Origin of the sequence: Mycobacterium sp. IS-1264 (assembly GCF_001954195.1) — a bacterium.
Taxonomy (GTDB): Bacteria; Actinomycetota; Actinomycetes; order Mycobacteriales; family Mycobacteriaceae; genus Mycobacterium.
Map to the genome: position 1 here is coordinate 108,935 of NZ_MBES01000078.1, position 22,815 is coordinate 131,749.

The 22,815-nt window shown below is 66.6% G+C and carries 23 protein-coding genes; 16 read left to right on the forward strand and 7 right to left on the reverse strand.

The window, feature by feature from the left end:
- The 3 genes from A5744_RS20695 to A5744_RS20705 are packed head-to-tail and all read left to right on the forward strand — an operon-like array spanning window position 1 to window position 3,164.
- Window positions 1-768, forward strand: a complete 768-nt coding sequence (locus A5744_RS20695) for a fructosamine kinase family protein (RefSeq protein ID WP_076064238.1) — start codon at window positions 1-3, stop codon at window positions 766-768.
- A gap of 24 nt (window positions 769-792) precedes the next feature.
- On the forward strand, window positions 793-1,617 hold the full coding sequence (locus A5744_RS20700) for an amidohydrolase family protein (RefSeq protein WP_076064239.1): 825 nt from the start codon (window positions 793-795) through the stop codon (window positions 1,615-1,617).
- Window positions 1,614-3,164, forward strand: coding sequence for an acetolactate synthase large subunit (locus A5744_RS20705; protein ID WP_076064240.1), 1,551 nt, complete (start codon window positions 1,614-1,616; stop codon window positions 3,162-3,164). Before A5744_RS20700 ends, A5744_RS20705 begins: the two co-directional genes overlap by 4 nt.
- On the opposite strand, the gene A5744_RS20710 is transcribed toward A5744_RS20705, so the two are convergent.
- The 4 genes from A5744_RS20710 to A5744_RS20725 are packed head-to-tail and all read right to left on the reverse strand — an operon-like array spanning window position 3,150 to window position 7,715.
- Window positions 3,150-3,863 carry a serine hydrolase gene (locus A5744_RS20710; protein WP_076064348.1) on the reverse strand — a complete coding sequence of 238 codons (714 nt, stop codon included), beginning with the start codon at window positions 3,861-3,863 and terminating at the stop codon, window positions 3,150-3,152. The genes A5744_RS20705 and A5744_RS20710 overlap by 15 nt on opposite strands.
- A 4-nt stretch (window positions 3,864-3,867) precedes the next feature.
- Window positions 3,868-5,373 carry a long-chain-fatty-acid--CoA ligase FadD17 gene (gene fadD17, locus A5744_RS20715; RefSeq protein WP_076064347.1) on the reverse strand — a complete coding sequence of 502 codons (1,506 nt, stop codon included), beginning with the start codon at window positions 5,371-5,373 and terminating at the stop codon, window positions 3,868-3,870.
- A gap of 45 nt (window positions 5,374-5,418) precedes the next feature.
- Entirely contained in the window at window positions 5,419-6,516 is a 1,098-nt protein-coding gene (locus A5744_RS20720) for an acyl-CoA dehydrogenase family protein (RefSeq protein WP_076064241.1), read from the reverse strand.
- Between the two features lie 17 nt (window positions 6,517-6,533).
- The gene (locus tag A5744_RS20725) at window positions 6,534-7,715 is read right to left on the reverse strand and encodes an acyl-CoA dehydrogenase (protein ID WP_076064242.1); all 1,182 of its coding nucleotides are present in this window, start codon (window positions 7,713-7,715) and stop codon (window positions 6,534-6,536) included.
- Window positions 7,716-7,917: 202 nt separating this feature from the next.
- Between A5744_RS20725 and A5744_RS20730 the strand changes: the two genes are divergently transcribed.
- The 13 genes from A5744_RS20730 (at window position 7,918) to A5744_RS20790 (ending at window position 20,277) form a co-directional block, all read left to right on the forward strand.
- A complete protein-coding gene (locus A5744_RS20730; RefSeq protein WP_076064349.1) occupies window positions 7,918-8,109 on the forward strand; it encodes a ferredoxin in 192 nt (63 codons plus the stop codon).
- Window positions 8,110-8,153: 44 nt separating this feature from the next.
- Window positions 8,154-9,068, forward strand: coding sequence for a 3-oxoacyl-ACP reductase (locus A5744_RS20735; protein WP_076064243.1), 915 nt, complete (start codon window positions 8,154-8,156; stop codon window positions 9,066-9,068).
- Between the two features lie 236 nt (window positions 9,069-9,304).
- Window positions 9,305-10,069, forward strand: a complete 765-nt coding sequence (locus A5744_RS20740; RefSeq protein ID WP_076064244.1) for an ABC transporter permease — start codon at window positions 9,305-9,307, stop codon at window positions 10,067-10,069.
- Between the two features lie 19 nt (window positions 10,070-10,088).
- Window positions 10,089-10,934: an ABC transporter permease gene (locus A5744_RS20745; protein WP_076064245.1), complete on the forward strand. Its 846-nt coding sequence runs from the start codon at window positions 10,089-10,091 to the stop codon at window positions 10,932-10,934.
- Window positions 10,935-10,952: 18 nt separating this feature from the next.
- On the forward strand, window positions 10,953-12,155 hold the full coding sequence (locus A5744_RS20750; protein WP_076064246.1) for an MCE family protein: 1,203 nt from the start codon (window positions 10,953-10,955) through the stop codon (window positions 12,153-12,155).
- Window positions 12,155-13,210, forward strand: coding sequence for an MCE family protein (locus A5744_RS20755; RefSeq protein ID WP_076064247.1), 1,056 nt, complete (start codon window positions 12,155-12,157; stop codon window positions 13,208-13,210). Before A5744_RS20750 ends, A5744_RS20755 begins: the two co-directional genes overlap by 1 nt.
- Window positions 13,200-14,267 (forward strand): virulence factor Mce family protein, encoded by a 1,068-nt coding sequence (locus tag A5744_RS20760; RefSeq protein WP_076064248.1) that lies wholly within the window; start codon window positions 13,200-13,202, stop codon window positions 14,265-14,267. The genes A5744_RS20755 and A5744_RS20760 overlap by 11 nt, the downstream gene beginning before the upstream one ends.
- Window positions 14,264-15,700 (forward strand): virulence factor Mce family protein, encoded by a 1,437-nt coding sequence (locus A5744_RS20765; protein WP_076064249.1) that lies wholly within the window; start codon window positions 14,264-14,266, stop codon window positions 15,698-15,700. The genes A5744_RS20760 and A5744_RS20765 overlap by 4 nt, the downstream gene beginning before the upstream one ends.
- A complete protein-coding gene (locus A5744_RS20770) occupies window positions 15,697-16,860 on the forward strand; it encodes a virulence factor Mce family protein (protein WP_076064250.1) in 1,164 nt (387 codons plus the stop codon). Before A5744_RS20765 ends, A5744_RS20770 begins: the two co-directional genes overlap by 4 nt.
- A 12-nt stretch (window positions 16,861-16,872) precedes the next feature.
- Window positions 16,873-18,597 carry a virulence factor Mce family protein gene (locus A5744_RS20775; protein ID WP_076064251.1) on the forward strand — a complete coding sequence of 575 codons (1,725 nt, stop codon included), beginning with the start codon at window positions 16,873-16,875 and terminating at the stop codon, window positions 18,595-18,597.
- The gene (locus A5744_RS20780) at window positions 18,597-19,295 is read left to right on the forward strand and encodes a mammalian cell entry protein (protein WP_076064252.1); all 699 of its coding nucleotides are present in this window, start codon (window positions 18,597-18,599) and stop codon (window positions 19,293-19,295) included. The genes A5744_RS20775 and A5744_RS20780 overlap by 1 nt, the downstream gene beginning before the upstream one ends.
- On the forward strand, window positions 19,296-19,805 hold the full coding sequence (locus A5744_RS20785) for a mammalian cell entry protein (protein WP_076064253.1): 510 nt from the start codon (window positions 19,296-19,298) through the stop codon (window positions 19,803-19,805). It abuts the gene before it with no gap.
- 46 nt (window positions 19,806-19,851) lie between these two features.
- Window positions 19,852-20,277, forward strand: coding sequence for a nuclear transport factor 2 family protein (locus tag A5744_RS20790; RefSeq protein WP_076064254.1), 426 nt, complete (start codon window positions 19,852-19,854; stop codon window positions 20,275-20,277).
- A gap of 97 nt (window positions 20,278-20,374) precedes the next feature.
- On the opposite strand, the gene A5744_RS20795 is transcribed toward A5744_RS20790, so the two are convergent.
- The 3 genes from A5744_RS20795 to A5744_RS24455 form a co-directional block, all read right to left on the reverse strand.
- Window positions 20,375-20,953: a hypothetical protein gene (locus tag A5744_RS20795; protein ID WP_076064255.1), complete on the reverse strand. Its 579-nt coding sequence runs from the start codon at window positions 20,951-20,953 to the stop codon at window positions 20,375-20,377.
- 69 nt (window positions 20,954-21,022) lie between these two features.
- The gene (locus tag A5744_RS20800; protein WP_076064256.1) at window positions 21,023-22,504 is read right to left on the reverse strand and encodes a trehalose-6-phosphate synthase; all 1,482 of its coding nucleotides are present in this window, start codon (window positions 22,502-22,504) and stop codon (window positions 21,023-21,025) included.
- Window positions 22,505-22,669 (reverse strand): hypothetical protein, encoded by a 165-nt coding sequence (locus A5744_RS24455; RefSeq protein WP_139329559.1) that lies wholly within the window; start codon window positions 22,667-22,669, stop codon window positions 22,505-22,507.
- Window positions 22,670-22,815: the final 146 nt, after the last annotated feature.

A 22,815-nucleotide genomic window follows, 5' to 3' on the forward strand; every position in this document is an offset into this window, starting at 1 on the left:
CTGACCGACTTCGTCAAACAGCACGCGGGCGCGCCCGCCGGCTACTTCGGCTGGGAAGCGGCCGGGCTGCGCTGGCTTGCGAGCGTCGACGGCGGCGTGCCCTGCGCGCAGGTTGTTTCTTTCGACGCGACCAGCCTGACCCTGCGGCGGCTTGAGTCGGCGGCCCCGAGCCGCGAGGCGGCGCGCGTCTTCGGTAACCGGCTCGCCGTCACGCACGACGCGGGTGGGGCGGCGTTCGGCGCGGGTCCCGAAGGGTGGGGCGGGCCCGGGTTCTTCGGGCCCTTATCCCAGCCCTTGCCGATGTCGTTGCGGCAACACCGGCGCTGGGGCGATTTCTATGCCGACGAGCGGCTGGTCCCGATGGCCGAGCTCGCGGCGCCGGCGCTGGACGCATCGACGCGCGACGCGGTCGACTCGGTGGCGGCGCGCTGCCGTGCGGGCGACTTCGACGACGACGATCCGCCCGCACGGCTGCACGGCGATTTGTGGAGCGGCAACGTGATGTGGACGCCCGGCGGGGTGGTCGTGATCGATCCGGCCGCGCACGCGGGGCACCGCGAGACCGACCTCGCGATGCTCGCGCTGTTCGGCTGCCCGCACTACGACGCGGTCCTCGCCGGCTACCAGGAGGTGCGACCGCTGAAACCCGGCTGGCGCAACCGCATTGGATTGCACCAACTCTTTCCGCTGCTGGCGCACGTCGCGCTCTACGGGGGCGGATATGTGGGGCAGACGCGGGCCGTCGCCCGCGCCGCACTGGCCGGCTGAACGCCGGTCTAGAGTCAGTTCTCGATGACGATCGACGTCTGGATGCAGCATCCGACCGCGCGGTTCCTGCGCAGCGACATGCTGGCCTCGTTGCGGCGCTGGACCGGTGGCACCATTCCGGAGGGCGACATCCCGATCGACGCGACCGTCGCGTCGATGGATGCGGCCGACGTGCAGCTGGGCTTGCTCAGCGCGTGGCGCGGGCCCGGCGGGCTGGATCTCGTCTCCAACGACGAGGTCGCCGAATGGATTCGGTTGCACCCCACCCGGTTTGCCGGCCTGGCCGCGGTCGATCTCGATCGCCCGATGGAGGCGGTCCGCGAGCTGAGGCGCCGCGTGAGTGAGGGATTCGTGGGCCTTCGGGTAGTGCCCTGGCTGTGGAACGCCCCGCCCACCGATCGCCGCTACTACCCGCTGTTCGCCGAATGCGTCGAATCCGGTGTGCCGTTCTGCACCCAGGTCGGTCACACGGGCCCGCTGCGGCCGTCGGAGACGGGACGACCCATCCCCTACGTCGACCAGGTGGCCCTCGACTTTCCGGAGTTGGTGATCGTGTGCGGGCACGTCGGCTATCCGTGGACCGAGGAGATGGTCGCCGTCGCCCGCAAGCACGAGAACGTCTACATCGACACCTCGGCCTACACGATCAAGCGGCTCCCGCAAGAGCTCGTCCGCTTCATGAAAACTCCTACCGGACAACGCAAAGTCTTGTTCGGCACTAACTACCCGATGATCGGCCACGCCCACGCGCTCGCAGGGCTCGACGAACTCGGACTCGACGACGAGGCTCGCCGCGACTTTCTGCGCGGCAACGCCGAACGCGTCTTCAAATTGGAGGCAGTCAAGTGAACGGTGCCCAGGCCCTGATCAACACCCTGGTGGACGGCGGCGTCGACGTGTGCTTCGCCAACCCTGGCACCTCGGAGATGCACTTTGTTGCCGCGCTCGACGACGTCGCGGGGATGCGCGGTGTGCTGGCCCTCTTCGAAGGTGTCGCCACCGGCGCGGCCGACGGTTATGCGCGCATCGCGGACCGGCCCGCGGCGGTGCTGCTGCATCTGGGCCCCGGATTGGGCAACGGCCTGGCCAACCTGCACAACGCGCGCCGGGCCCGGGTGCCGATGGTGGTCGTCGTCGGCGACCATGCCACCTATCACAAGAAGTACGACGCCCCACTGGAATCCGACATCGACGCGCTTGCCGGCAGCGTCTCGGGATGGGTGCGCCGGACGGGTGCGGCCGGCGATGTCGCGTCCGATGCCGCCGAGGCCATCGCGGCCAGCAGGTCGGGCTCATGCATTTCCACCCTGATCCTGCCCGCGGACGCGTCCTGGTCGGACGGCGCCCAGCCCGCCAAGGTGGTACCCGCGCAACCCGCGGGCGCCGATCCGCTCCTGGCACCCAAGGTGCTGGAGGTGCTGCGGTCGGGGGAGCCCGCGGTGATCATGCTGGGCGGGGACGCCACCCGCGGACCCGGGCTGGCCGCGGCCGCGCGGATCGCCGCGGCGACGAGCGCGCGCCTGCTCTGCGAGACGTTCCCGACGCGGCTGGAACGAGGCGCCGGTGTGCCCGCCGTCGAGCGGCTCGCATACTTCGCCGAGGCCGCCGCGGCCCAGCTGGACGGCGCCAAACACCTTGTCCTGGCCGGCGCCAAGTCGCCGGTGTCCTTCTTCGCCTACCCGGGGATGCCCAGCGACCTGGTCCCGGCCGGCTGCGAGGTGCACACGCTCGCCGGACACAGCGGCGCGGCCGGCGCGCTGGCCGCGTTGGCCGACGAGATCGCGCCCGGGACGGTCGCGGAGGTCGCGGCCCCGTCGCGCCCGCAGCTGCCGACCGGGCAGCTGACCGCCGCCTCGGCGGCCGACGTGATCGGTGCGCTGCTGCCGGACAGGGCGATCGTCGTCGACGAGGCGAACACGTCGGGCGTGCTGCTGCCGCAGGCCACCGCCGGCGCGCCCGCCCACGACTGGCTGACGCTGACCGGCGGGGCGATCGGCTACGGCATCCCGACCGCGGTGGGTGCCGCGGTCGCCGCGCCCGAGCGGCCGGTGCTGTGTCTGGAGTCCGACGGATCGGCCATGTACACGATTTCGGGCCTGTGGAGCCAGGCGCGGGAAAAGCTCAACGTGACCACCGTCGTCTACGACAACAGCGCCTACGACATCCTGCGGATCGAGCTGGCCCGGGTGGGCGCCGGATCAGCGCCCGGTCCCAGAGCGCTGGACCTGCTCGACTTGTCGCGCCCGACAATGGATTTCGTCAAGATCAGCGAAGGGATGGGTGTTCCGGCCCGCCGCGTCACCACCGCGGAAGAATTCGCCGATGCCCTGCAAGTAGCCTTCGCCGAACCCGGGCCGCACCTGATCGACGCCGTCGTCCCGTCAATAACGCGCTAGCCCGGGAATACGGCTGAGTAGCCACTCCGACAGCGCGTTGAGGACCTCGACGCCCGTCTCGAACGCCCCGTCGTGGACCTCGGCCGCCAGCGCCACGCCCCATTGGCCGGACGGTGTGGGGACGATCCCGAACTGCCGGACCAAATAGTCACCATTTACCCCCGGGCCCCAACCGCCCTTCGCCGCAAGGCCTTTAGCGGCCAGGCCCCATTGCTGGCCCGCGGTGAGGCGCTGCATCAGGTCGATGACGTCGGCCGCGTCGGGGATCGACGTCAGCTCGGCGGCGAACCGCGCCTGCCGCTGCAGCGTCCACGGTGTTTGGCCAAATGCCGTGTAACCGCGGCGAAGTCGGCGCGATTCGACCACGGTGGCGGTGTCGCCGCCCTCGGCGATGACGCCCTGCACCAGCCGTGCCGCATCCGCCGGATCGCCCAGCCCGGACCACAACTGCTCGGACGCGCGATTGTCGGATTCCGTGATGGCCTTCACGGCCAGGTCTTTGGCGCGCAACCAGTCGCTGCGCAACGCCGCGATTGCCAGCGGCACTTTGATCGTCGACCAGGCGACGCCGGACCACCACCGGCCCAGCGAGTAGGTCCGGTCCGGGCGGGCGATCGCGATGCCGACACTCGCGGGCACCGCGGCGGCAAGCTGTTCGAAACTCGCTTCCAGCGCGAGCTCGAGGGGGCGGGACGTCATGTGCTTACCGGCGGATCGGCCAGACGGGTTCGCCACAGTCGACACCCTCGGACGACAACTGTCGCTTGAGCACCTTGAAGGTCACCGTCCGCGGCAGCTCCGCGCTCACCCTGACGTACGACGGCCACTGCTTGGGTCCTAAGTCCGGTTGTTCGGCCAGGAAGGCCCGGAATTTCTCGGGGTCGAACTCGCTCCCGGGCGCCAGCACCAACGCCGCCATCACCTGGTCACCGACGACCGGATCGGGCACCGCGTACACCGCCACCTCGGTCGCATCAGGATAGCGCAGCAGCACCCGCTCGATCGGCGCCGCGCCGAGGTTCTCGCCGTCGACGCGCATCCAATCACCAAGTCTCCCAGCAAAGTAGGCATATCCGGACTCGTCGCGATAGGCGAGGTCGCCGCTGTGATAGATACCGCCGGCCATCCGCTCGGCCTCGGCGGCCTCGTCGTTGTAGTAACCCTCGAAACGGCCCGACCCGGCCGTGTTCACCAGCTCGCCGACCACTCCCGCCGGGCAGGGCTTGCCGGTGTCCGGGTCGACGATGTCGAGCCCCTCGGTGAGCGGACCCAACGCACCGGGCGGGGTGTCGGGGGTGCGCGCAATGGCCACCCCGCCCTCGGTGGAACCGAATCCGTCCTGCACCACACAGCCAAACCGTTGCCCGAAGCGCTCGACGTCGGCGGGCACGCCCTCGTTGCCGTACACCGCCCGCAGCGGATTGTCTGCGTCGTCGGGCCGCTCGGGTGTGGCAAGGACATACGACAACGGCTTGCCGACGTAGTTGGCGTAGGTGGCGCCGTAGCGACGAACATCGCTTAGGAAGTTCGACGCAGAGAACTTGCGCCGCAAGGCCATTGATCCCCGGCACGCTACCGCCACCGCCCAGCCCACCAGCACGGCGTTGGAGTGAAACAACGGCATCGACACATAGCAGACGTCGTCGGGGCCGAGATCGAATCGCTGTGTCATCGTCACGCCGGCGATCGCGACCTTGCCGTGGCTGCACTTCACCGCCTTGGGATCGCCGCTGGTGCCCGACGTGAAGATCAGCATGAACAGGTCGGTGGGCGAGGCGGACTGGAAGCTGGGTTCGGCGTCGGAGTGCGCGGCCAGCTCGTCGGCCCATTCGTCGGAATCGACGTTGAGGTGCTCGATATCGCCCAGTGTGGCAGCCGAGTTCGAATCGGCCAGGACCAGCTGGCAGTCGGCCCGGTCGATATCGCGGGTCAGCGCCTCGCCCCTGCGCACGGGATTGAGGCCGACCGGCACGATGCCCGACATCCCGGCCGCGACCAACATTGCCGAGAAGAACGGAGTGTTTTCCAGCAGCACGCCGACGTGCGGTGGTCGTGCGGGGTCGAGGCGCTCGCGCAGCGTTGCGGCGATCCCGGCGCCCTGCCGGATGTGATCACGCCAGCTGGTGAACGAGTCCTCGAAGTAGACGCCCCGGTCGTCGATCTCAGCCAGCGGCACCAGCAGGTCGGTGACCGTGAGGTCGGCCGGGATCACGAAGCTCAATTCGCGCGCTCCCCGTTCGACGTTCCCGCGGGGCTAAGCAGGGGTTTCCGCCAGCTCACGGCCGATCCGACGCAGCTGGCCGGTCGCGCCGCCCAGCGCGAACTCGGTCTCCTTGGCGGCCAAGAAATAGCGGTGCACCGGGTGATCGGTGTCGACGCCGACGCCGCCGTGCACGTGCACGATGGTGTGCGCCACCCGATGTCCGGCATCGGCGGCCCAGAACGCCGCACTGGCCACGTCGATGTCCGCGGGGAGATCCTCCGAGACGCGCCAGGCCGCCTGCGTGAGCGTCAGCCGCAATCCCTTGACGTCGATGTATCCATCGGCCAGCCGTTGCCCGACGGCCTGGAAACTGCCGATCGGCCGGTCGAACTGCTCGCGGGTGCGCGCGTATTCGGCAGTCATCTGCAATCCCCGCTCGAGCGCGCCGAGCTGAAAGGCGCTGCGGCCCAGGGTGGCAAGCGTCTCGAGCCAGACCACCACCTCGGCGCCGCCCACCTTCCGGCCCGCGCCCACCTCGGTCCCGTCCAGCGTCAGCTGCCCCACGCTGCCCAAGCCCGTGGTTTGCAGTGCGGTCACCGTGACGCCCGGATCGTCCGCAGCGATCAGAAAGACGGCGGCGCCGGAATCGGTCTGGGCGGGAACCAGAAATGCGTCCGCGACCGGCCCGAAGCCGACCTGGGTTCGAGTGCCGGTGAGACGGTAGCCATCGCCGGCGGCGACGGCCTGGACCGGCCCCTCACCCATCTCGCCGTCGAGGGCGACCGTGAGGATCTTCTCCCCGCTGACCGCCGGCGCGCCCCACTGCTGCTGCAGTTCCTCGGAGCCGAACCGGGCCAGCGCCCCGGCGGCCAGGACGACCGAGTCCAGGTAGGGCACCGCCGCCAGTTGGTGGCCTAGCGCGACCAGCACGGCCGTTTGCTCGAGCACGCCGAAACCGTCGCCGCCCACTGCCGTCGGCGCCGCGCTGGTCAAGATGTCGGCGTCGACGAGCTTGCGCCACAGCTCGCGGTCGAACCGTTGGTCAAGCCCGTCCAGCTCGCGCTGGTGTTCCGGTGTGCACACCGCGTCCACGATGGTGTCGACCAGCCCACCGAGGTCGTTCGCCGCTTCGGTTGTCGTGAAATCCATGAATGTTCGTCCTTAATTCAGCGGCTGGCTCGGGGCAATCCCAGCGCGACCATCCCGATGATGTCGCGCTGCACTTCGTTCGTGCCGCCCCCGAAGGTCAGGATCAGGCACGCCCGGTGCATCCGCTCGACGCGGCCGCGCAACAGCGCGCCCGGCGAGTCCGGACGCAGCGTCGCCGCGGTGCCCAGGACCTCCATCAGCAGCCGGTAGGCCTCGGTGGCCAGCTCGGTGCCGAACACCTTGGCCGCCGACGCATCGGCCGGCCCCAAGTTCTCACTTGCCGCCGATGCCAGCTCCCAGTTGATCAGCTTGAGCACCTCGGCCTTGGCGTGCACGCGGGCCAGGTTGAGCTGCACCCACTCCGAGTCGATCAGCCGGGCCCCGCTGGCGTCCTTGGTGTGCTGCGCCCACTCACGGACCTCGCGCAGGGCCACGATGATGGGTTGTGCTGACACCAGGGCGACCCGCTCATGGTTCAGCTGGTTGGTCACCAGCTTCCAGCCGCCGTTCTCCTCGCCGACCAGGTTGGTCACCGGCACCCGGACATCGGAGTAGTAGGTGGCGCTGGTGTCGGGGCCGGCCATGGTGTGCACCGGCGTCCACGAGAAGCCCTCCGCGGTCGTCGGGACGATCAGCACCGAAATGCCGCGGTGCTTTTTCGCCTCGGGATTGGTGCGCACCGCCAACCAGACGTAGTCCGCGTACTGAATCAGGCTGGTCCACATCTTCTGGCCGTTGACCACGTAGTCGTCGCCGTCGCGGACCGCGGTGGTGCGCAGGTTGGCCAGGTCGGTGCCGGCGCCGGGCTCGGAGTAGCCGATCGAGAAGTGCAGGTCGCCCGCGGCGATCTTGGGTAGGAAGAACTTCTTCTGCTCGTCGGTGCCGAAGGCCATGATCGTCGGCGCCACGCTGTTGATGGTCAGGAACGGCACCGGCGCGCCGGCGATGGCGGCCTCGTCGGTGAAGATCAACGAGTCCATCGGGGACCGATCCTGGCCGCCGTACTCCTTGGGCCAGTTCAGGGTGAGCCAGCCGTCCTTGCCCATCTGCGCGACCGTCTCGCGGTACACGTTGCCGACGCCGATTTCGCCCTGCGTCGAGCTCAGCGCCTCGCGGCGCTCCGGGGTCATCAGCGTGGTGAAGTACGACCGCAGCTCGCGACGCAGCTCCTCCTGTTCAGGGGTGTAACTGATGCGCATTCCAGCCGTCCTTTGTTCAACGTGACCGGCCATTCTGGCGGCCGCGGCTCGACCAACGGCTACCCGTTCGTCTTCCCGGTTGTAACACGTTCTAGTCTGGGAATCCAGCGACCGTTTCGCCAGACGCACCAGGGCCCTATGGTGGAGCTACCTACCGATGGGGCGCGTGCTCAGGTTGAAGGCCAGGTTCAAGGAGGGTGCCGTGCGGGTGATCGTCGATCGTGACCGGTGTGAAGGTAACGCGGTGTGCTTGGGAATCGCGCCGGATATCTTCGACCTGGACGATGAGGACTATGCCGTCGTGAAGACCGATCCGATTCCGTCCGACCAAGAACAACTGGCCGAGCAAGCAATCGCCGAATGCCCGCGCGCCGCGTTGCTGCGCGAGGACTAGGCCGCGGCCGGCACCGGTAACCCGAAACTAGAGGTATTCATAAATTGACTAGCAGCACGAACGCGACCGATCTATCCGGAAAGGTCGCGGTGGTGACCGGTGCGGCCGCGGGGCTGGGACGGGCCGAGGCGCTGGGCCTGGCCAAGCTGGGCGCCACCGTCGTCGTCAACGACATCGCCGCGGCGCTGGACGCCTCCGACGTCATCGACGAGATCACCGCCGCCGGCTCCAAGGCCGTCGCCGTCGCCGGCGACATCAGCCAGCGCGCGACCGCCGACGAGCTGGTGGCCACGGCCGACGGCCTGGGCGGCCTGGACATCGTGGTGAACAACGCCGGGATCACCCGCGACCGGATGCTGTTCAACATGTCCGACGAGGAATGGGACCTCGTCATCGCGGTCCACCTGCGCGGCCATTTCCTGCTCACGCGCAACGCGGCCACCTACTGGCGCTCCAAGGCCAAGGACGCGGGCGGATCGGTCTTCGGCCGGATCGTCAACACCGCGTCGGAGGCGGGCCTGGTGGGCCCGGTCGGGCAGGCCAACTACGGGGCCGCCAAGGCGGGCATCATCTCGCTGACCTTGACGGCCGCCCGGGCGCTGGGCCGCTACGGGGTGTGCGCCAACGCGATCTGTCCGCGGGCCCGCACCGCGATGACGGCCGACGTGTTCGGCGACGCGCCAGATATAGAGGAAGGCGGCGTCGACCCGCTGTCGCCGGAGCACGTGGTGAGGCTGGTCCAGTTTCTGTCGTCGCCCGCCGCCGCGGAGGTCAACGGGCAGGTGTTCATCGTCTACGGTCCTCAGGTGACGTTGGTTGCGGCACCGACGGCGGAGCACAGGTTCATCGCGGAAGGAGCGGCCTGGGACCCCGCTGTGCTGAGTAACACATTGCGGGATTACTTTGCTGGACGCGATTCGGAAAAGAATTTTTCCGCGACTGGGCTGATGGAGCAATAGCGATGTAGTGCTAGTCAACGGGGGGGAATCGGCCAGTAGAACATGTGTCAGATTGATAACGGCGCAACGGCCTGACCTGGACAAATTAACGCTTTGGGTAGAGAAATGCTGTTCATTGACAGCGTGCACTTTCTCTGAGTTAATATGATCCGGCTCACTCCGAGCCGCTTGTGTCCGAAGGCCGCGCTAAGGCGAAACATAGGCTTCGCCGCGAGCAGCAGAGGGGGGTGCCTGAGTTGAGAGAGCAACTTGCGGTCCCGGCTCGTGCTGTCGGCGGGTTCTTCGAGATGATGATCGATACGGGCCGCGCTGCTTTCCGGCGACCGTTCCAATTCGGCGAGTTCCTGGACCAGACGTGGATGATCGCCCGCGTCTCACTGGTCCCCACCCTGCTGGTGTCCATCCCCTTCACCGTCCTGGTGGCATTCACCCTCAACATCCTGCTGCGCGAAATCGGTGCGGCCGACTTGTCCGGCGCCGGAACGGCATTCGGCACCATCACCCAGCTGGGCCCGGTGGTGACGGTGCTTGTCGTGGCCGGGGCCGGTGCCACCGCGATCTGCGCCGACCTGGGCGCCCGCACCATCCGTGAGGAAATCGACGCGATGCGGGTGCTGGGCATCGACCCGATCCAACGGCTCGTCGTCCCACGGGTTTTGGCGTCCACCGTGGTCGCACTGTTGCTCAACGGTCTGGTGTGCGCGATCGGTTTGTCCGGCGGCTATGTGTTCTCCGTTTTCCTTCAGGGCGTCAACCCGGGTGCGTTCATCAACGGGCTCACCGTTCTCACCGGGCTGCGCGAGTTGGTGCTCGCCGAAGTCAAGGCGCTGCTGTTCGGTGTGATGGCGGGCCTCGTCGGCTGTTACCGCGGCCTGACCGTCAAGGGCGGGCCCAAGGGCGTCGGCAATGCCGTCAACGAAACCGTCGTTTACGCGTTCATCTGCCTGTTCGTCATCAACGTGGTCATGACCGCCATCGGCGTGCGGATTACGGCTAAGTGATGAGACGAGTGGACCACCGATGAGCTACGACGTCACTTACCGGTTACGCAATGCGGTGTCGCGGGTGCTCCAAGGGCCGGTTGACGACTTCGGCGAGCAGGCGCTGTTCTTCGGCGAAACCATTCGTTATGTCCCCAACGCGCTCACCCGCTACCGCAAGGAGACGATCCGCAACGTTGCCGAGATGACGATGGGCGCGGGCGCGCTCGTCATGATCGGCGGCACGGTCGGCGTCGCGGCCTTCCTGACGCTGGCCTCCGGTGGGGTCATCGCCGTGCAGGGTTATGCGTCGCTGGGCAACATCGGTATCGAGGCGCTGACCGGCTTCCTCTCGGCGTTCCTCAACGTCCGCGTCGTCGCCCCGGTGATCGCGGGTATCGCGCTGGCGGCCACCATCGGTGCCGGCGCCACCGCGCAACTGGGTGCCATGCGGGTATCCGAAGAGATCGACGCCGTCGAATGCATGGCGGTGCACTCGGTTTCCTACTTGGTGTCGACCCGCTTGATCGCCGGTCTGATCGCGATCGTTCCGCTGTACTCGCTGTCGGTGCTCGCCGCGTTCTTCGCCGCCCGCTTCACCACGGTGTACATCAACGGACAATCCAAAGGCCTCTACGACCACTACTTCAATACCTTCCTCATCCCGTCGGACCTGTTGTGGTCGTTCCTGCAGGCGATCGTGATGTCCATCGCGGTGATGCTCGTCCATACCTATTACGGCTACAACGCCCACGGCGGACCGGTCGGGGTGGGCATCGCGGTCGGCCAGGCTGTGCGGACTTCGCTGATCGTCGTCGTCGTCATTACTTTGTTCATCTCGCTCGCCGTTTACGGGGCGTCCGGTAACTTCAACCTCTCCGGATAAGGGGACCGCTTAAAAGACATGGCAGAAGGCGAATCGCGACGTAGCACCGTCCGGCTGGCAGCAGCGCTGCTGGCCGGCTTGATAGTGGCGTTCACCGTCGTGACTTACCTCTCCTACACGGCGGCTTTCGCCTCGATCGACACGGTCACCGTCTCGGCGCCGCGGGCCGGACTCGTCATGGACAAGGGCGCCAAGGTCAAATACCGGGGCCTCCAGATCGGCAAGGTCTCCGACATCAGCTACAGCGGCGACCAGGCACGGCTGACGCTTGCCATCAACAGCGACCAGATGCACTTCATCCCGTCCAACGCGGCCGTGCACATCGCGGGCAACACCATCTTCGGGGCCAAGTCGGTGGAATTCATTCCGCCGCAGACGCCCTCGCCGACAACGCTGCGCCCCGACGCGCATGTGGAGGCCTCGGCGGTGTCGCTGGAAGTCAACACGTTGTTCCAATCGCTCATCAACCTGCTGCACAAGATCGACCCGCTCGAATTGAACGGGACGCTGAGCGCGCTGGCCGAAGGCTTGCGCGGTCACGGTGACGACTTCGGCTCGCTGCTCTCCGGGCTGAATACCCTGGCGCGGCAAGCGAACCCGAAGCTCCCTGCCCTGCAAGAGGACTTCCGCAAGACCGGCGTCGTCACCAACAACTACGCCGACGCCGCGCCCGATCTGAACACCATTTTCGACAACCTGCCGACGATCAACAAGACGGTCGTCGACCAGCAGCACAACCTCAACGACACGCTGCTGGCAACGATCGGTCTGGCCAACAACGCCTACGACACGTTGGCGCCGGCCGAGCAGAACTTGATCGACGCCATCAACAGGCTGCGGGCGCCGATCAAGGTGGCCCACGACTACTCGCCCGAATTAGGCTGCCTGTTCGCCGGTATCGAGCGCGGTATCAAGGAATTCGCCCCGCTGCTCGGTGTCCGCAAGGCGGGTCTGTTCACGTCCTCGAGCTTCGTGTTGGGCGCGCCGTCGTACACCTATCCGGAGTCGCTGCCGATCGTCAACGCCTCCGGAGGCCCGAACTGCCGCGGTCTGCCCGATATCCCGACCAAGCAGACGGGTGGGTCGTTCTATCGTGCGCCCTTCCTGGTCACCGACAACGCCAACATCCCGTACGAGCCGTTCACCGAACTTCAGTTCGACGCACCCTCGACGATGCAGTTCTTGTTCCACGGCGCCTTCGCAGAACGGGACGACTTCTGATGGCGGCCTCATCGGGTATGCCGACGCATCGGTCGATGGTGATCAAGGTCAGCATCTTCGCCGTGGCGATGTTGATCGTGGCGTCGGGCCTGGTGGTGATCTTCGGTGATCTGCGGTTCGGTTCCGAAAACACCTACCACGCAACCTTTATCGACGTGACCAAGCTGAAGGCCGGACAGAAGGTGCGTATCGCCGGCGTGCCCGTCGGTTCGGTGTCCGGCGTAAAGCTCAACCCCGACAACACCATTGACGTGAAATTCGGGGTCGACCAGCGCTACACCCTGTATTCCTCGACGCGCGCGGTGATCCGCTACGAAAACCTGGTCGGTGACCGGTTCCTCGAAATCACCTCGGGGCCAGGCGAATTGCGCAAGCTCGCGCCGGGCGGCACGATCAATTCCCAACACACCCAGCCCGCCCTGGATCTCGATGCGCTGTTGGGTGGGCTGCGACCACTGGTCAAGGGCTTGGACGCAGAGAAGGTCAACACCATCAGCAGCGCGGTCATCCAGTTGTTGCAGGGCCAGGGCGGAGCGTTGTCGAACGTGCTGGCCGATACCAGTGCGTTCTCGACGGCGCTGGGACAGCGCGACCAACTCATCGGTGACACCATCACCAACCTCAACACCGTGCTGGGAACCGTCGACCAAAAGAGCGCGCAATTCTCCGCCAGCGTCGACCAGCTGCAGCAGCTGATCAGCGGACTGGCTAAGAACAAGGACGTGATCGCCGGCGCCATCCCGCCGCTGGCGTCGACCACGACGGATTTGACCGAGCTGCTGAGGAATTCGCGCCGGCCCCTGCAGGGCATCCTGGAAAACACCCGGCCGCTCGCGACCGAGCTCGACAACCGAAAGGCCGAGGTAAACAACGACGTTGAGCAGCTGGGCGAGGACTACCTGCGACTGGCGGCGCTCGGCGCCTACGGGTCGTTCTTCAACATCTACTTCTGCTCCGTGACGATCAAGATCAACGGTCCGGCCGGCAGCGACATCCTGCTGCCACTCGGCGGCCAGGTGGATCCGAGCAAGGGGAGGTGCGCTTTTGCCAAGTAACGCAAAGCGTGACCGCGACCCGCTGCGCACCGGCATCTTCGGCGTCGTGCTGGTGGTGTGCGTCGTGTTGCTCGCCTTCGGCTACGCCGGACTGCCGTTTTGGCCACAGGGCAAGACATATGACGCCTACTTCACCGACGCCGGCGGCATCTCGCCCGGCAACAACGTATATGTCTCGGGCTTGAAGGTCGGCAGAGTACAGTCCGTCGGCCTGGCCGGGGACAGCGCCAAGGTGACCTTCACCGTGGATCGCCACGTCGCCGTCGGCGACCAGTCACTCGCCGCCATCCGCACCGACACCATCCTCGGCGAGCGCTCCATCTCCGTGACCCCGGCCGGCACCGGTAAGGGCAGCACCACCATTCCGCTTAGCCGGACGACGACCCCGTATACGTTGGCGGGCGCGCTCGAGGATCTGGGGCAAAACGCGAACGATCTGAACAAGCCGCGGTTCGAGCAGTCCCTGAACGTGCTCAGCGATACCCTGCGCGACGCCACCCCGCAGCTGCGCGGCGCGCTGGACGGAGTGACCTCGCTGTCCCGTACCCTGAACCGCCGTGACGAAGCGCTGCAGGGGCTGCTGGCGCACGCGAAGTCGGTGACGTCGGTGCTGGCGCAGCGCGCCGATCAGGTCAACAAGCTGGTCGACGACGGGAACGAGTTGTTCGCCGCCCTCGACGAGCGGCGTGCCGCGATCGGTCAGCTGATCGCGGGCATCGGCCCGCTGGCGCAACAGATTTCCGGTTTCGTCGCCGACAACCGAAAAGAGTTCGGCCCGGCCCTGAGCAAGCTGAACCAGGTGCTGTCCAATCTCAACGAGCGCCGCGACTACATCACCGAAGCCCTCAAACGGCTGCCCACCTACGCCACCGAACTCGGTGAGGTGGTCGGATCCGGGCCGGGGTTCAACGTCAACGTCTACAGCGTGATCCCGGCCCCCCTCATGGCCGCGATGTTCGACTTCTTCTACCAGCCCGGCAAGCTGCCGGCCAGCCTTTCGGACTACCTGCGCGGACTCATTCAGGAACGCTGGATCATCAGGCCCAAGTCACCATGACCAATCGGATCGCCGGCAGCCGGGGGCTGCGCTACGCCACCGTCATCGCGCTCGTCGCGGTGTTGGTGGGGGGCGTGTATGTCCTTTCGTCGCAAGGCAATAACCGAACCATCGTCGGCTACTTCACCTCCGCCGTCGGTCTCTATCCCGGAGATCAGGTGCGCGTTCTCGGTGTCCCGATCGGCTCGATCGACACGATCGAACCGCGGCCCTCCGACGTGAAGATCACTATGTCGGTGTCCAAGGACGTGAAAATCCCCAAGGACGCCAAGGCCGTCATCATCTCGCCGAACCTGGTGTCGGCGCGGTTCATTCAGCTCGCCCCGGCCTACACCGGCGGGGCGGCGCTGCCCGACGGCGGAAGCATCGATCTGAATCACACCGCGGTCCCGGTGGAGTGGGATGAGGTGAAACAGGCCCTGACGCAGCTGGCCGTTCAGCTGGGTCCCACGGCAGGGTCGGCGCAGGGTCCGTTGGGACGAGCGATCAACCAGGCCGCCGACACGCTCGACGGCAAGGGCGAATCGTTCCACAACGCGTTGCGCGAACTTTCACAAGCCGCTGGGCGGCTTGGGGATTCGCGCAGCGACATATTCGGCACGGTCAAGAATCTGCAGGTGCTGGTCAACGCGCTGTCGTCGAGTAACGAACAGATCGTGCAGTTCGCCGGAAACGTCGCGTCGGTGTCGCAGGTGCTCGCCGACAGCTCGCGCCGTCTGGACAACACCCTGGGCACGCTCAACCAGGCGCTCTCGGACATCCGGGGATTCCTGCACGAAAACAACTCGACGATCATCGATACGGTCAACAACCTCAACGACTTTGCGCAGACACTGAGTGACCAGAGCGAAAACATCGAGCAGGTGCTACACGTCGCCGGTCCCGGTATCGCCAACTTCTACAACATTTACGACCCCGCGCAGGGCACGCTGAACGGCCTGTTGTCGATACCCGAGTTCGCCAACCCGGTGCAGTTCATCTGCGGTGGTTCCTTCGAGACCGCCGGCGGGCCGGAAGCGCCGGACTACTACAGGCGCGCCGAGCTCTGCCGCGAGCGCCTGGGGCCGGTGCTGCGCCGCCTGGCCGTGAACTACCCGCCGGTGATGTTCCACCCGCTCAACACGATCACCGCGTACAAGGGCCAGATCATCTACGACACCCCGGAAACTCAGGCCAAGGCCGCGACTCCGATTCCGCAGCTGACCTGGATACCCGCGCAAGGCGCGCACCCGCCGGCGCCCACCCAGAACCCGGCGGATCTGCAGAGCCTGCTGCTGCCGACCGCCCCGCAGACCGGCCCCGCACCGGCCGCCACCGGCGCGGGTCCCGCGCCCGGACCTGCTCCGGGCTCGGCGTTCGGTCCGCTGCCCGGCCCCCCGCCGAACCAAGCGCCAAGCGCGCCGGCGCCCACCGACCAGGGTGGTGGCGGATGAGCCGGATCTTGCTGCGCGGGAGCGCTTTAGCGGCGGGCAGCGTGCTGCTGGCCGGTTGCCAATTCAGCGGGCTGAACTCTCTGGTGATGCCCGGGACCGCCGGCCATGGCGCGGGCGCGTATTCGATCACCGTCGAGATGCCCGACGTTGCGACGCTGCCACAGAACTCGCCGGTCATGGTCGACGACGTCACCGTCGGCAGCGTCTCCGGCATTTCGGCCGAGCAGCGGTCCGACGGATCCTTCTACGCCGCAGTGAAATTGGCGTTGAACAAGAACGTCGTGTTGCCGGCCAACGCGACCGCGACGGTAGCCCAGACGTCGCTGCTGGGCTCGATGCACATCGACCTCGCCGCCCCCAAGGACAAGCCGGCTACCGGCAGGCTGAAGGACGGGTCGAAGATCCCGCAGTCCAACACGGGCCGGTATCCCACCACCGAAGAGGTGCTGTCGGCGCTCGGTGTGGTGGTCAACAAGGGCAATCTCGGTGCGCTGCAAGAGATCACCGACGAGACGTATCAGGCCTTCGCTGGCCGGCAGGACCAGTTCGCCGACTTGATCCCCAGGCTGTCCGAATTGACCGCCGGACTCAACCGGCAGGTCAACGACATCATCGATGCGGTCGACGGGTTGAACCGATTCTCCGCGACCCTCGCGCGCGACAAGGACAACCTGGGCCGGGCGATCGACACGCTGCCCGAAGCCCTTCGCGTGCTCAACAAGAACCGGGACCACATCGTCGACGCGTTCGCCGCCCTCAAACAGCTGGCGACGGTGACATCCCATGTGCTGTCGAAGACCAAGGTGGACTTCGCCGAGGACCTCAAGGGGCTGTATTCGGTTGCCAAAGCCCTCAACGACAACCGGAAGAATTTCGTCACCTCGCTGCAGCTGCTGCTGACGTTCCCGTTCCCGAACTTCGGAATCAAGCAAGCCGTGCGCGGCGACTACCTCAACGTGTTCACGACCTTCGATCTCACCCTGCGTCGCCTCGGTGAAACATTCTTCACCACAGCGTATTTCGACCCGAACATGGCTCACATGAACGAGATCCTCAACCCGCCCGATTTCTTGACCGGCGAATTGGCGAACCTGTCGGGGCAGGCGGCCGACCCGTTCACGATTCCGCCCGGCACGGCTTCGGGTTCTGAAGGGCACTGAGGGGCGGCGCAGATGATCGACAAACTGACCAGGATCCAGCTGTGGATTTTCGCGGTGATCACCGCCGTCACGCTGACCATCATGGCGATCTTCTACCTGCGGCTGCCGGCCACGTTCGGCATCGGAACCTACGGCGTGAGCGCCGACTTCGTCGCGGGCGGCGGCTTGTACAAGAACGCCAACGTCACCTACCGGGGTGTCGAGGTGGGTCGGGTGGAGTCTGTCGGGCTGAACCCCAACGGGGTTACCGCCGAGATGCGCCTCAACAGCGGCACACCGATCCCGTCGAACGTCACCGCCACCGTCAAGAGCGTGTCGGCCGTCGGTGAGCAATACATCGACCTGGTGCCGCCTCCCAGTCCGTCGTCGGCCAAGCTGCGCAACGGATCTCGCATCGAGCGGGCCAACACCCGGATCGGCCAGGACGTCGCCGACCTGTTGAAGCGGGCGGAGACACTAGTCAACAGCCTCGGTGATACGCGGTTGCGCGAGCTGCTGCACGAGACGTTCATCGCGGCCAACGGTTCGGGTCCCGAACTGGCCCGGCTGATCGAGTCGGCCCGGTTGCTGGTGGACGAGGCCAACGTCAACTACCCGCAGGTCTCGCAGTTGATCGATCAGGCGGGTCCGTTCCTGGAAGCCCAGATCCGTGCCGGCGCCGACATCAAGACGCTGTCGGATGGTTTGGCGCGGTTCACGTCCGATGTGCGTCAGGCCGACCCGCAGCTTCGCTCGACGTTAGCTAACGCCCCGAGCGCCGCCGACGAGGCCAGCACCGCGTTCTCCGGTATCCGCCCGTCCTTCCCGGCGCTGGCCGCCAGCCTGGCCAACCTGGGCCGGGTGGGAGTGATCTACCACAAGTCGATCGAGCAGCTGCTGGTGGTCCTGCCCGCGTTGTTCGCCGCGATCACCACCGCGGCCGGCGGCGCCCCGCAAGACGAGGGCGCCAAGCTGGACTTCAAGCTCGACCTGAACGACCCGCCGCCGTGCGCCGTCGGCTTCCTTCCCCCGCCGCTGATGCGAACGCCGGCGGACGAAACGCTGCGGGAGCTCCCGAGGGACATGTACTGCAAGGTCGCGCAGAACGATCCGAGCACGGTGCGCGGTGCCCGTAACTATCCGTGCCAGGAGTTTCCGGGCAAGCGGGCGCCGACGATCCAGCTGTGCCGCGACCCGAGGGGCTACGTGCCGGTCGGCCGCAACCCGTGGCGCGGCCCGCCGGTGCCCTACGACACGCCGGTGACGAACGGGCTGAACACGTTGCCGCCCAACAAGTTCCCGTACATCCCACCGGGCGCCGATCCCGACCCCGGTACTCCGATCGTCGGCCCACCCCCTCCCGGCGTAGTCCCCGGGCCCGGGCCGGCGCCGCACCAGCCGGCGTACGACCCACCGCCGCCCAACGACAACGGGCCGCCGCCGCCGTTCACTTCGTGGCAGCCGCCGGGAATACCTCCCGTGCCGCCCCAGCTCCCGTATCCGAAGTGGCTGCCGCCGCCGCCACCGCCGGAGGGGATCAATCCTCCACCCGCGGGCCCGGGACCGGAGAAGCCGTGGGGGCCGCCGCCCGGGCAGCCGACGCCGCAGGCCAGCGGTCCGGCCTACGCCACCTACGACCAGCGCACCGGAGCCTTCGTGGACCCGGCCGGCGGCACTGGTATCTTCGCGCCCGGCGCCAGCGGCGCGTCCGGTGCCGAGAATTGGGTGGACCTCATGCTTGATCCAAGGCCTCTTTAGTGGGGGCTGCAGTGACCGAAACGACTCAGCGAGTTCGACGGCGCGCATCGCGCGCGGCGGGCCCGGCGAAGGGCGCCTCGGACGAGGGCTTTACCGCTCGGGTCGACGTATCGGACGGGCCGAAGCGGTCCGCGACGCCCGTCAAGGCCCTCAAATCGGTCAAGCCGCCACCGCGGCGGCGGCCGAACCGCGTCCTGGTCGGCTGGATCTCCTTTGCCGCCGCGCTGGTGGCGATCGGGGCGTTGGCGGCCGGCCTGGCGTTCATGCTCGTCCAACAGCGGCACGCCGAAGCGGCGCAAGCCCGCGACCAACGCTTCGTGGACACCGCGACGCAGACGGTGGTCAACATGTTCAGCTACAAGCAGGACAACATCGACGAGAGCGTGAACCGCTTCTACAACGGCACCAGCGGACCGCTGCGCGGCATGCTCGGCGCCAACAACAACATCGAGAACCTCAAGGGCATCTTCCGCTCGACCAACGCGACGTCGGAGGCCGTCATCAACGGCGCCGCCCTGGAAGGCGTCGACGCGGTCACGGACAACGCCTCGGTGCTGGTATCGGTACGGGTCACGGTGGCCGACATCGACGGGGTCAACAAGCCGTCCATGCCGTATCGGCTGCGGGTGATCGTGCACGAGGACGAGCAGGGTCGGATGACCGGGTACGACCTGAAGTATCCCGACGGGGGCAACTAGATGCGTCGGGTGCCCTGGCCCCGTTTTCGGAGGTGGCTGACGGCCGTCGCGGCCTCCGTGTCGATTGCGCTCGTGGTCGGGTTGTCCGCGGCGGCAGGGTGGTTCTACTGGGAGCGGGTGGAGACCCGCGGCGAGGCGGCCGCACGCGCGGAGTTGCCTGGCCTGGCGGCCAAGCGGGTACCCGAGGTCTTCGCCTACGACTACCAGACCGTCGAACGCAGCCTCTCGGCCGCTTACCCGTTGCTGACTCCCGAATATCGCGCGGAGTTTCAGAAGAGCGCCAACACGCAGATCATCCCCGAGGCCAAGAAGCGCGAGGTGGTGGTCCAGGCCAACGTCGTCGGCGTCGGCGTCATGACTGCCACACGGGATTCGGGATCGGTGATGGTCTACATGAACCGCACCGTCAATGACAAGTCACGCCAACCGCTTTACGACGGCAGCCGATTGCGCGTCGACTTCAAAAAAGTCGGCAAGCAATGGCTGATCGCCTACATCACGCCGATTTAGCACTGCGACTTGACCTCAAGTGTTGTTGAGGTTTTAGCGTGGGCGGATGGACATTGGGATCAAGAGCGAGATCGCCGAATTGGTCGATCGATACCTGTGCTCACTGGACGAACGCAACTTCGACGAGGACTGGGCGCGTCGATTTTTCACCGAGGATGCGACCGTTGCATTTCCGATCGGGAATGCCGAGGGGATCGACGGGATCCTGGCGAATACACGCCATGGCGTGCTGCGCTTCGCCCGGACCCAGCACCTCGGCCTGAACTACCTGGTCGATGCGAGCCCCAGCGGCGCTGGAGCATCGGCCCGCTGGAACCAGGTCAACCATCACGTTCACCCCGAAGGCGATCTGTTCAGCTCGGGCACCTGGAGTGAGGCCGATTTTGTGCAACTCCCCGCAGGGTGGAGAATCTCTCGTACCACGATGCATGTCACCTGGACGTCCGGTCGGCCGCCGGACCGGCAGTCCTGAAGGGCACGGGCTAGTCGCGCCCGAATTTGATAGCACATGCGCTATCAAATTCTGAAACACAGCACACCCGCTCGGGTGCGCCGCTAACGACGAAAGCTCAGTAGCACATCGCAATGCCGTTGCAGTACAACGGATAACGTTGGATCGGGCTGGGTGGCGGCCCGGTCAGCTGCAGCGAGAACGGTTGCTTCTTCATCTCCGGCTGCATCCCACAGACCGGACCGTGGAGGCTGGTGTGGGTGCCGCTCATGGTTTCGTCGCTGAACGCATAGGTTTCGGTGGACGGCGCGGTGCCGCCGCCCGGACATGACACGCCGTCGCTCTTATCCACCTTGAAGGTCCACAGCATGCTGGAGTAGCGCGCCCTGCCGCTGAAGTTCTGCAACTTGTCCGCGCGGCTGATCTGTTCGGGCGTCGCACTCACGACATTCAGAGCGCAGTTCATCGCAAAAACGATCGGGTCGGAATAGTCGTTCATGTTGCGGGTTCCGGATGGCTGATCGCACAGTGCCGTGATCGTCCAGGTAACCCCCGACACACCGGCCTCGTTGAAGCTGTAGTTGCCATCCGCGGGCGGCCCCACCGCGTGCGCCGGGTCGCCCGACTCCAGCGCGATTCCGATTGCAACTGCCGAGACAATGCCGGCGCCCGCGGCCAGCGCGCGACGCAGATTCACAGTGCCCCTCCCTTCACGCTGCATCGAGTATCACAGCGTTTGGGTGGCAACACCATGGGTGCGCGGCCGCTACTTGGCGTCATGGGGATTCGCCTCGGCGAGCGCATCGAGAAACGACCGCGCCCAGCGGTCTACGTCGTGGGCGAGCACTTGGCGCCGCAACGCGCGCATCCGGCGCCGCCCGTCTTCGACCGGCTGGTTCAGGGCCGCCTCGATCGCGTCCTTGACCCCTTCGAGGTCGTGTGGGTTGACCAGATAGGCCTGCCGGAGTTCGGATGCCGCTCCGGTGAATTCGGACAGCACCAGCGCGCCGCCGAGGTCGCTGCGGCAGGCGACGTATTCCTTGGCCACCAGGTTCATCCCGTCGCGCAGCGGCGTGACCAGCATGACGTCGCTGGCGACGAAGAACGCGATGAGCTCCTCGCGCGGCACCGGGCGGTGCAGGTAGTGCACCACCGGGTGACCGACTTCGGCGTATTCGCCGTTGATGTGCCCGACTTGGCGTTCGATGTCGTTGCGCAGAATCTGGTAGCTCTCCACGCGTTCGCGGCTCGGCGTCGCCAGCTGCACCAGCACGGTGTCGTCGCGTTTGGCGCGACCCTCGGCGAGCAGCTCGGAAAAGGCCTTCAGCCGGACGTCGATGCCCTTGGTGTAGTCCAGCCGGTCGACGCCGAGCAGGATCTTGCGGGGGTTGCCGAGTTCGGCGCGGATCTCGCGGGCGCGGTGCCTGATGTTGCGATCGCGGGCCGTGTGGTCGAGCGCGCCGGAGTCGATGGAGATCGGGAAGGCGCCGACGCGAACGGTACGAGACTCCAGCTCCACCTCACCGAACCGCGACCGCACGCCCACCGCTCCCCGCGAGGTGTTGGCCCCGACCAGCCGGCGGGACAGAAACAGGAAATTCTGGGCACCACCGGCCAGGTGGAAGCCCACCAGGTCGGCGCCGAGCAGCCCCTCGATGATCTCGGTGCGCCACGGCATCTGCATGAACAGCTCCACCGGCGGGAACGGGATGTGCAGGAAGAAACCGATGGTCACGTCCGGCCGCAGCGTGCGCAGCATCTTCGGGACCAGTTGCAGTTGGTAGTCCTGGACCCAGACCGTGCCGCCCTCGGCGGCGGCGCGCGAAGCGGCTTCGGCGAAGCGCCGGTTGACGTCGACGTAGCGCTCCCACCATTCGCGGTGGTAGAGCGGCTTGACGATGACGTCGTGGTACAGCGGCCACAGCGTGGCGTTGGAAAAGCCCTCGTAGTACTGGGCGACGTCGTCGGCGGACAGGCGTACCGGGTGAAGTTGCAGTTCTTCCTGCGTGACGGGCTCGTCGACCACGTCCACGACATCGTCGACCACGCCCGGCCAGCCGACCCAGGCCCCGCGCCGGCGGCGCAGGAGCGGCTCTAGTGCGGTGACCAAGCCGCCCGGGCTGCGTTTCCACGAGGTCGTGCCGTCGGGCAGCCGCTCCAGATCGACGGGCAGCCGATTGGCGACCACCACGAAGTCGGAATCGCCGTAGTGCCTAGTTTTCGAGTTCTGGCCTCCCTTGGGAGCCATTTAGGTGTCGAGTTTCGCCGGTCCAATACCGAGCATGGACAAGAAAATGCGGCACTCGTCGGCGTCGTTGGCGTAGGCCGCGACGACACGCCTGGCCTGGCTGGCGGTGCTGTCAGCCAGCGGCTCCACATCGCCGAGTTCGCCAGGATCAGATTTCGTAGGCATGACATAACTCTATGCGACGCGAATATTTGCCCGCAGGTAGTCGCAGTATGGGCGTCGTTGCGGGTTGGGATCAACCCAGCGATGACTGTGCTCGGCACTGGCCGTAAGCTGCAAAGAGTCGATTCGGGCATTTACGGATCGATGTC

Coding starts and splice junctions, on each gene's coding strand:
- A5744_RS20785 (WP_076064253.1), top strand. CDS start 19,296: ATGCGTCGGGTGCCCTGGCCCCGTTTTCGGAGGTGGCTGACGGCCGTC.
- A5744_RS20745 (WP_076064245.1), top strand. CDS start 10,089: ATGAGCTACGACGTCACTTACCGGTTACGCAATGCGGTGTCGCGGGTG.
- A5744_RS20790 (WP_076064254.1), top strand. CDS start 19,852: ATGGACATTGGGATCAAGAGCGAGATCGCCGAATTGGTCGATCGATAC.
- A5744_RS20725 (WP_076064242.1), bottom strand. CDS start 7,715: ATGCGCATCAGTTACACCCCTGAACAGGAGGAGCTGCGTCGCGAGCTG.
- A5744_RS20775 (WP_076064251.1), top strand. CDS start 16,873: ATGATCGACAAACTGACCAGGATCCAGCTGTGGATTTTCGCGGTGATC.
- A5744_RS20750 (WP_076064246.1), top strand. CDS start 10,953: ATGGCAGAAGGCGAATCGCGACGTAGCACCGTCCGGCTGGCAGCAGCG.
- A5744_RS20765 (WP_076064249.1), top strand. CDS start 14,264: ATGACCAATCGGATCGCCGGCAGCCGGGGGCTGCGCTACGCCACCGTC.
- A5744_RS24455 (WP_139329559.1), bottom strand. CDS start 22,669: ATGCCTACGAAATCTGATCCTGGCGAACTCGGCGATGTGGAGCCGCTG.
- A5744_RS20700 (WP_076064239.1), top strand. CDS start 793: ATGACGATCGACGTCTGGATGCAGCATCCGACCGCGCGGTTCCTGCGC.
- A5744_RS20755 (WP_076064247.1), top strand. CDS start 12,155: ATGGCGGCCTCATCGGGTATGCCGACGCATCGGTCGATGGTGATCAAG.
- A5744_RS20770 (WP_076064250.1), top strand. CDS start 15,697: ATGAGCCGGATCTTGCTGCGCGGGAGCGCTTTAGCGGCGGGCAGCGTG.
- A5744_RS20720 (WP_076064241.1), bottom strand. CDS start 6,516: ATGGATTTCACGACAACCGAAGCGGCGAACGACCTCGGTGGGCTGGTC.
- A5744_RS20710 (WP_076064348.1), bottom strand. CDS start 3,863: ATGACGTCCCGCCCCCTCGAGCTCGCGCTGGAAGCGAGTTTCGAACAG.
- A5744_RS20800 (WP_076064256.1), bottom strand. CDS start 22,504: ATGGCTCCCAAGGGAGGCCAGAACTCGAAAACTAGGCACTACGGCGAT.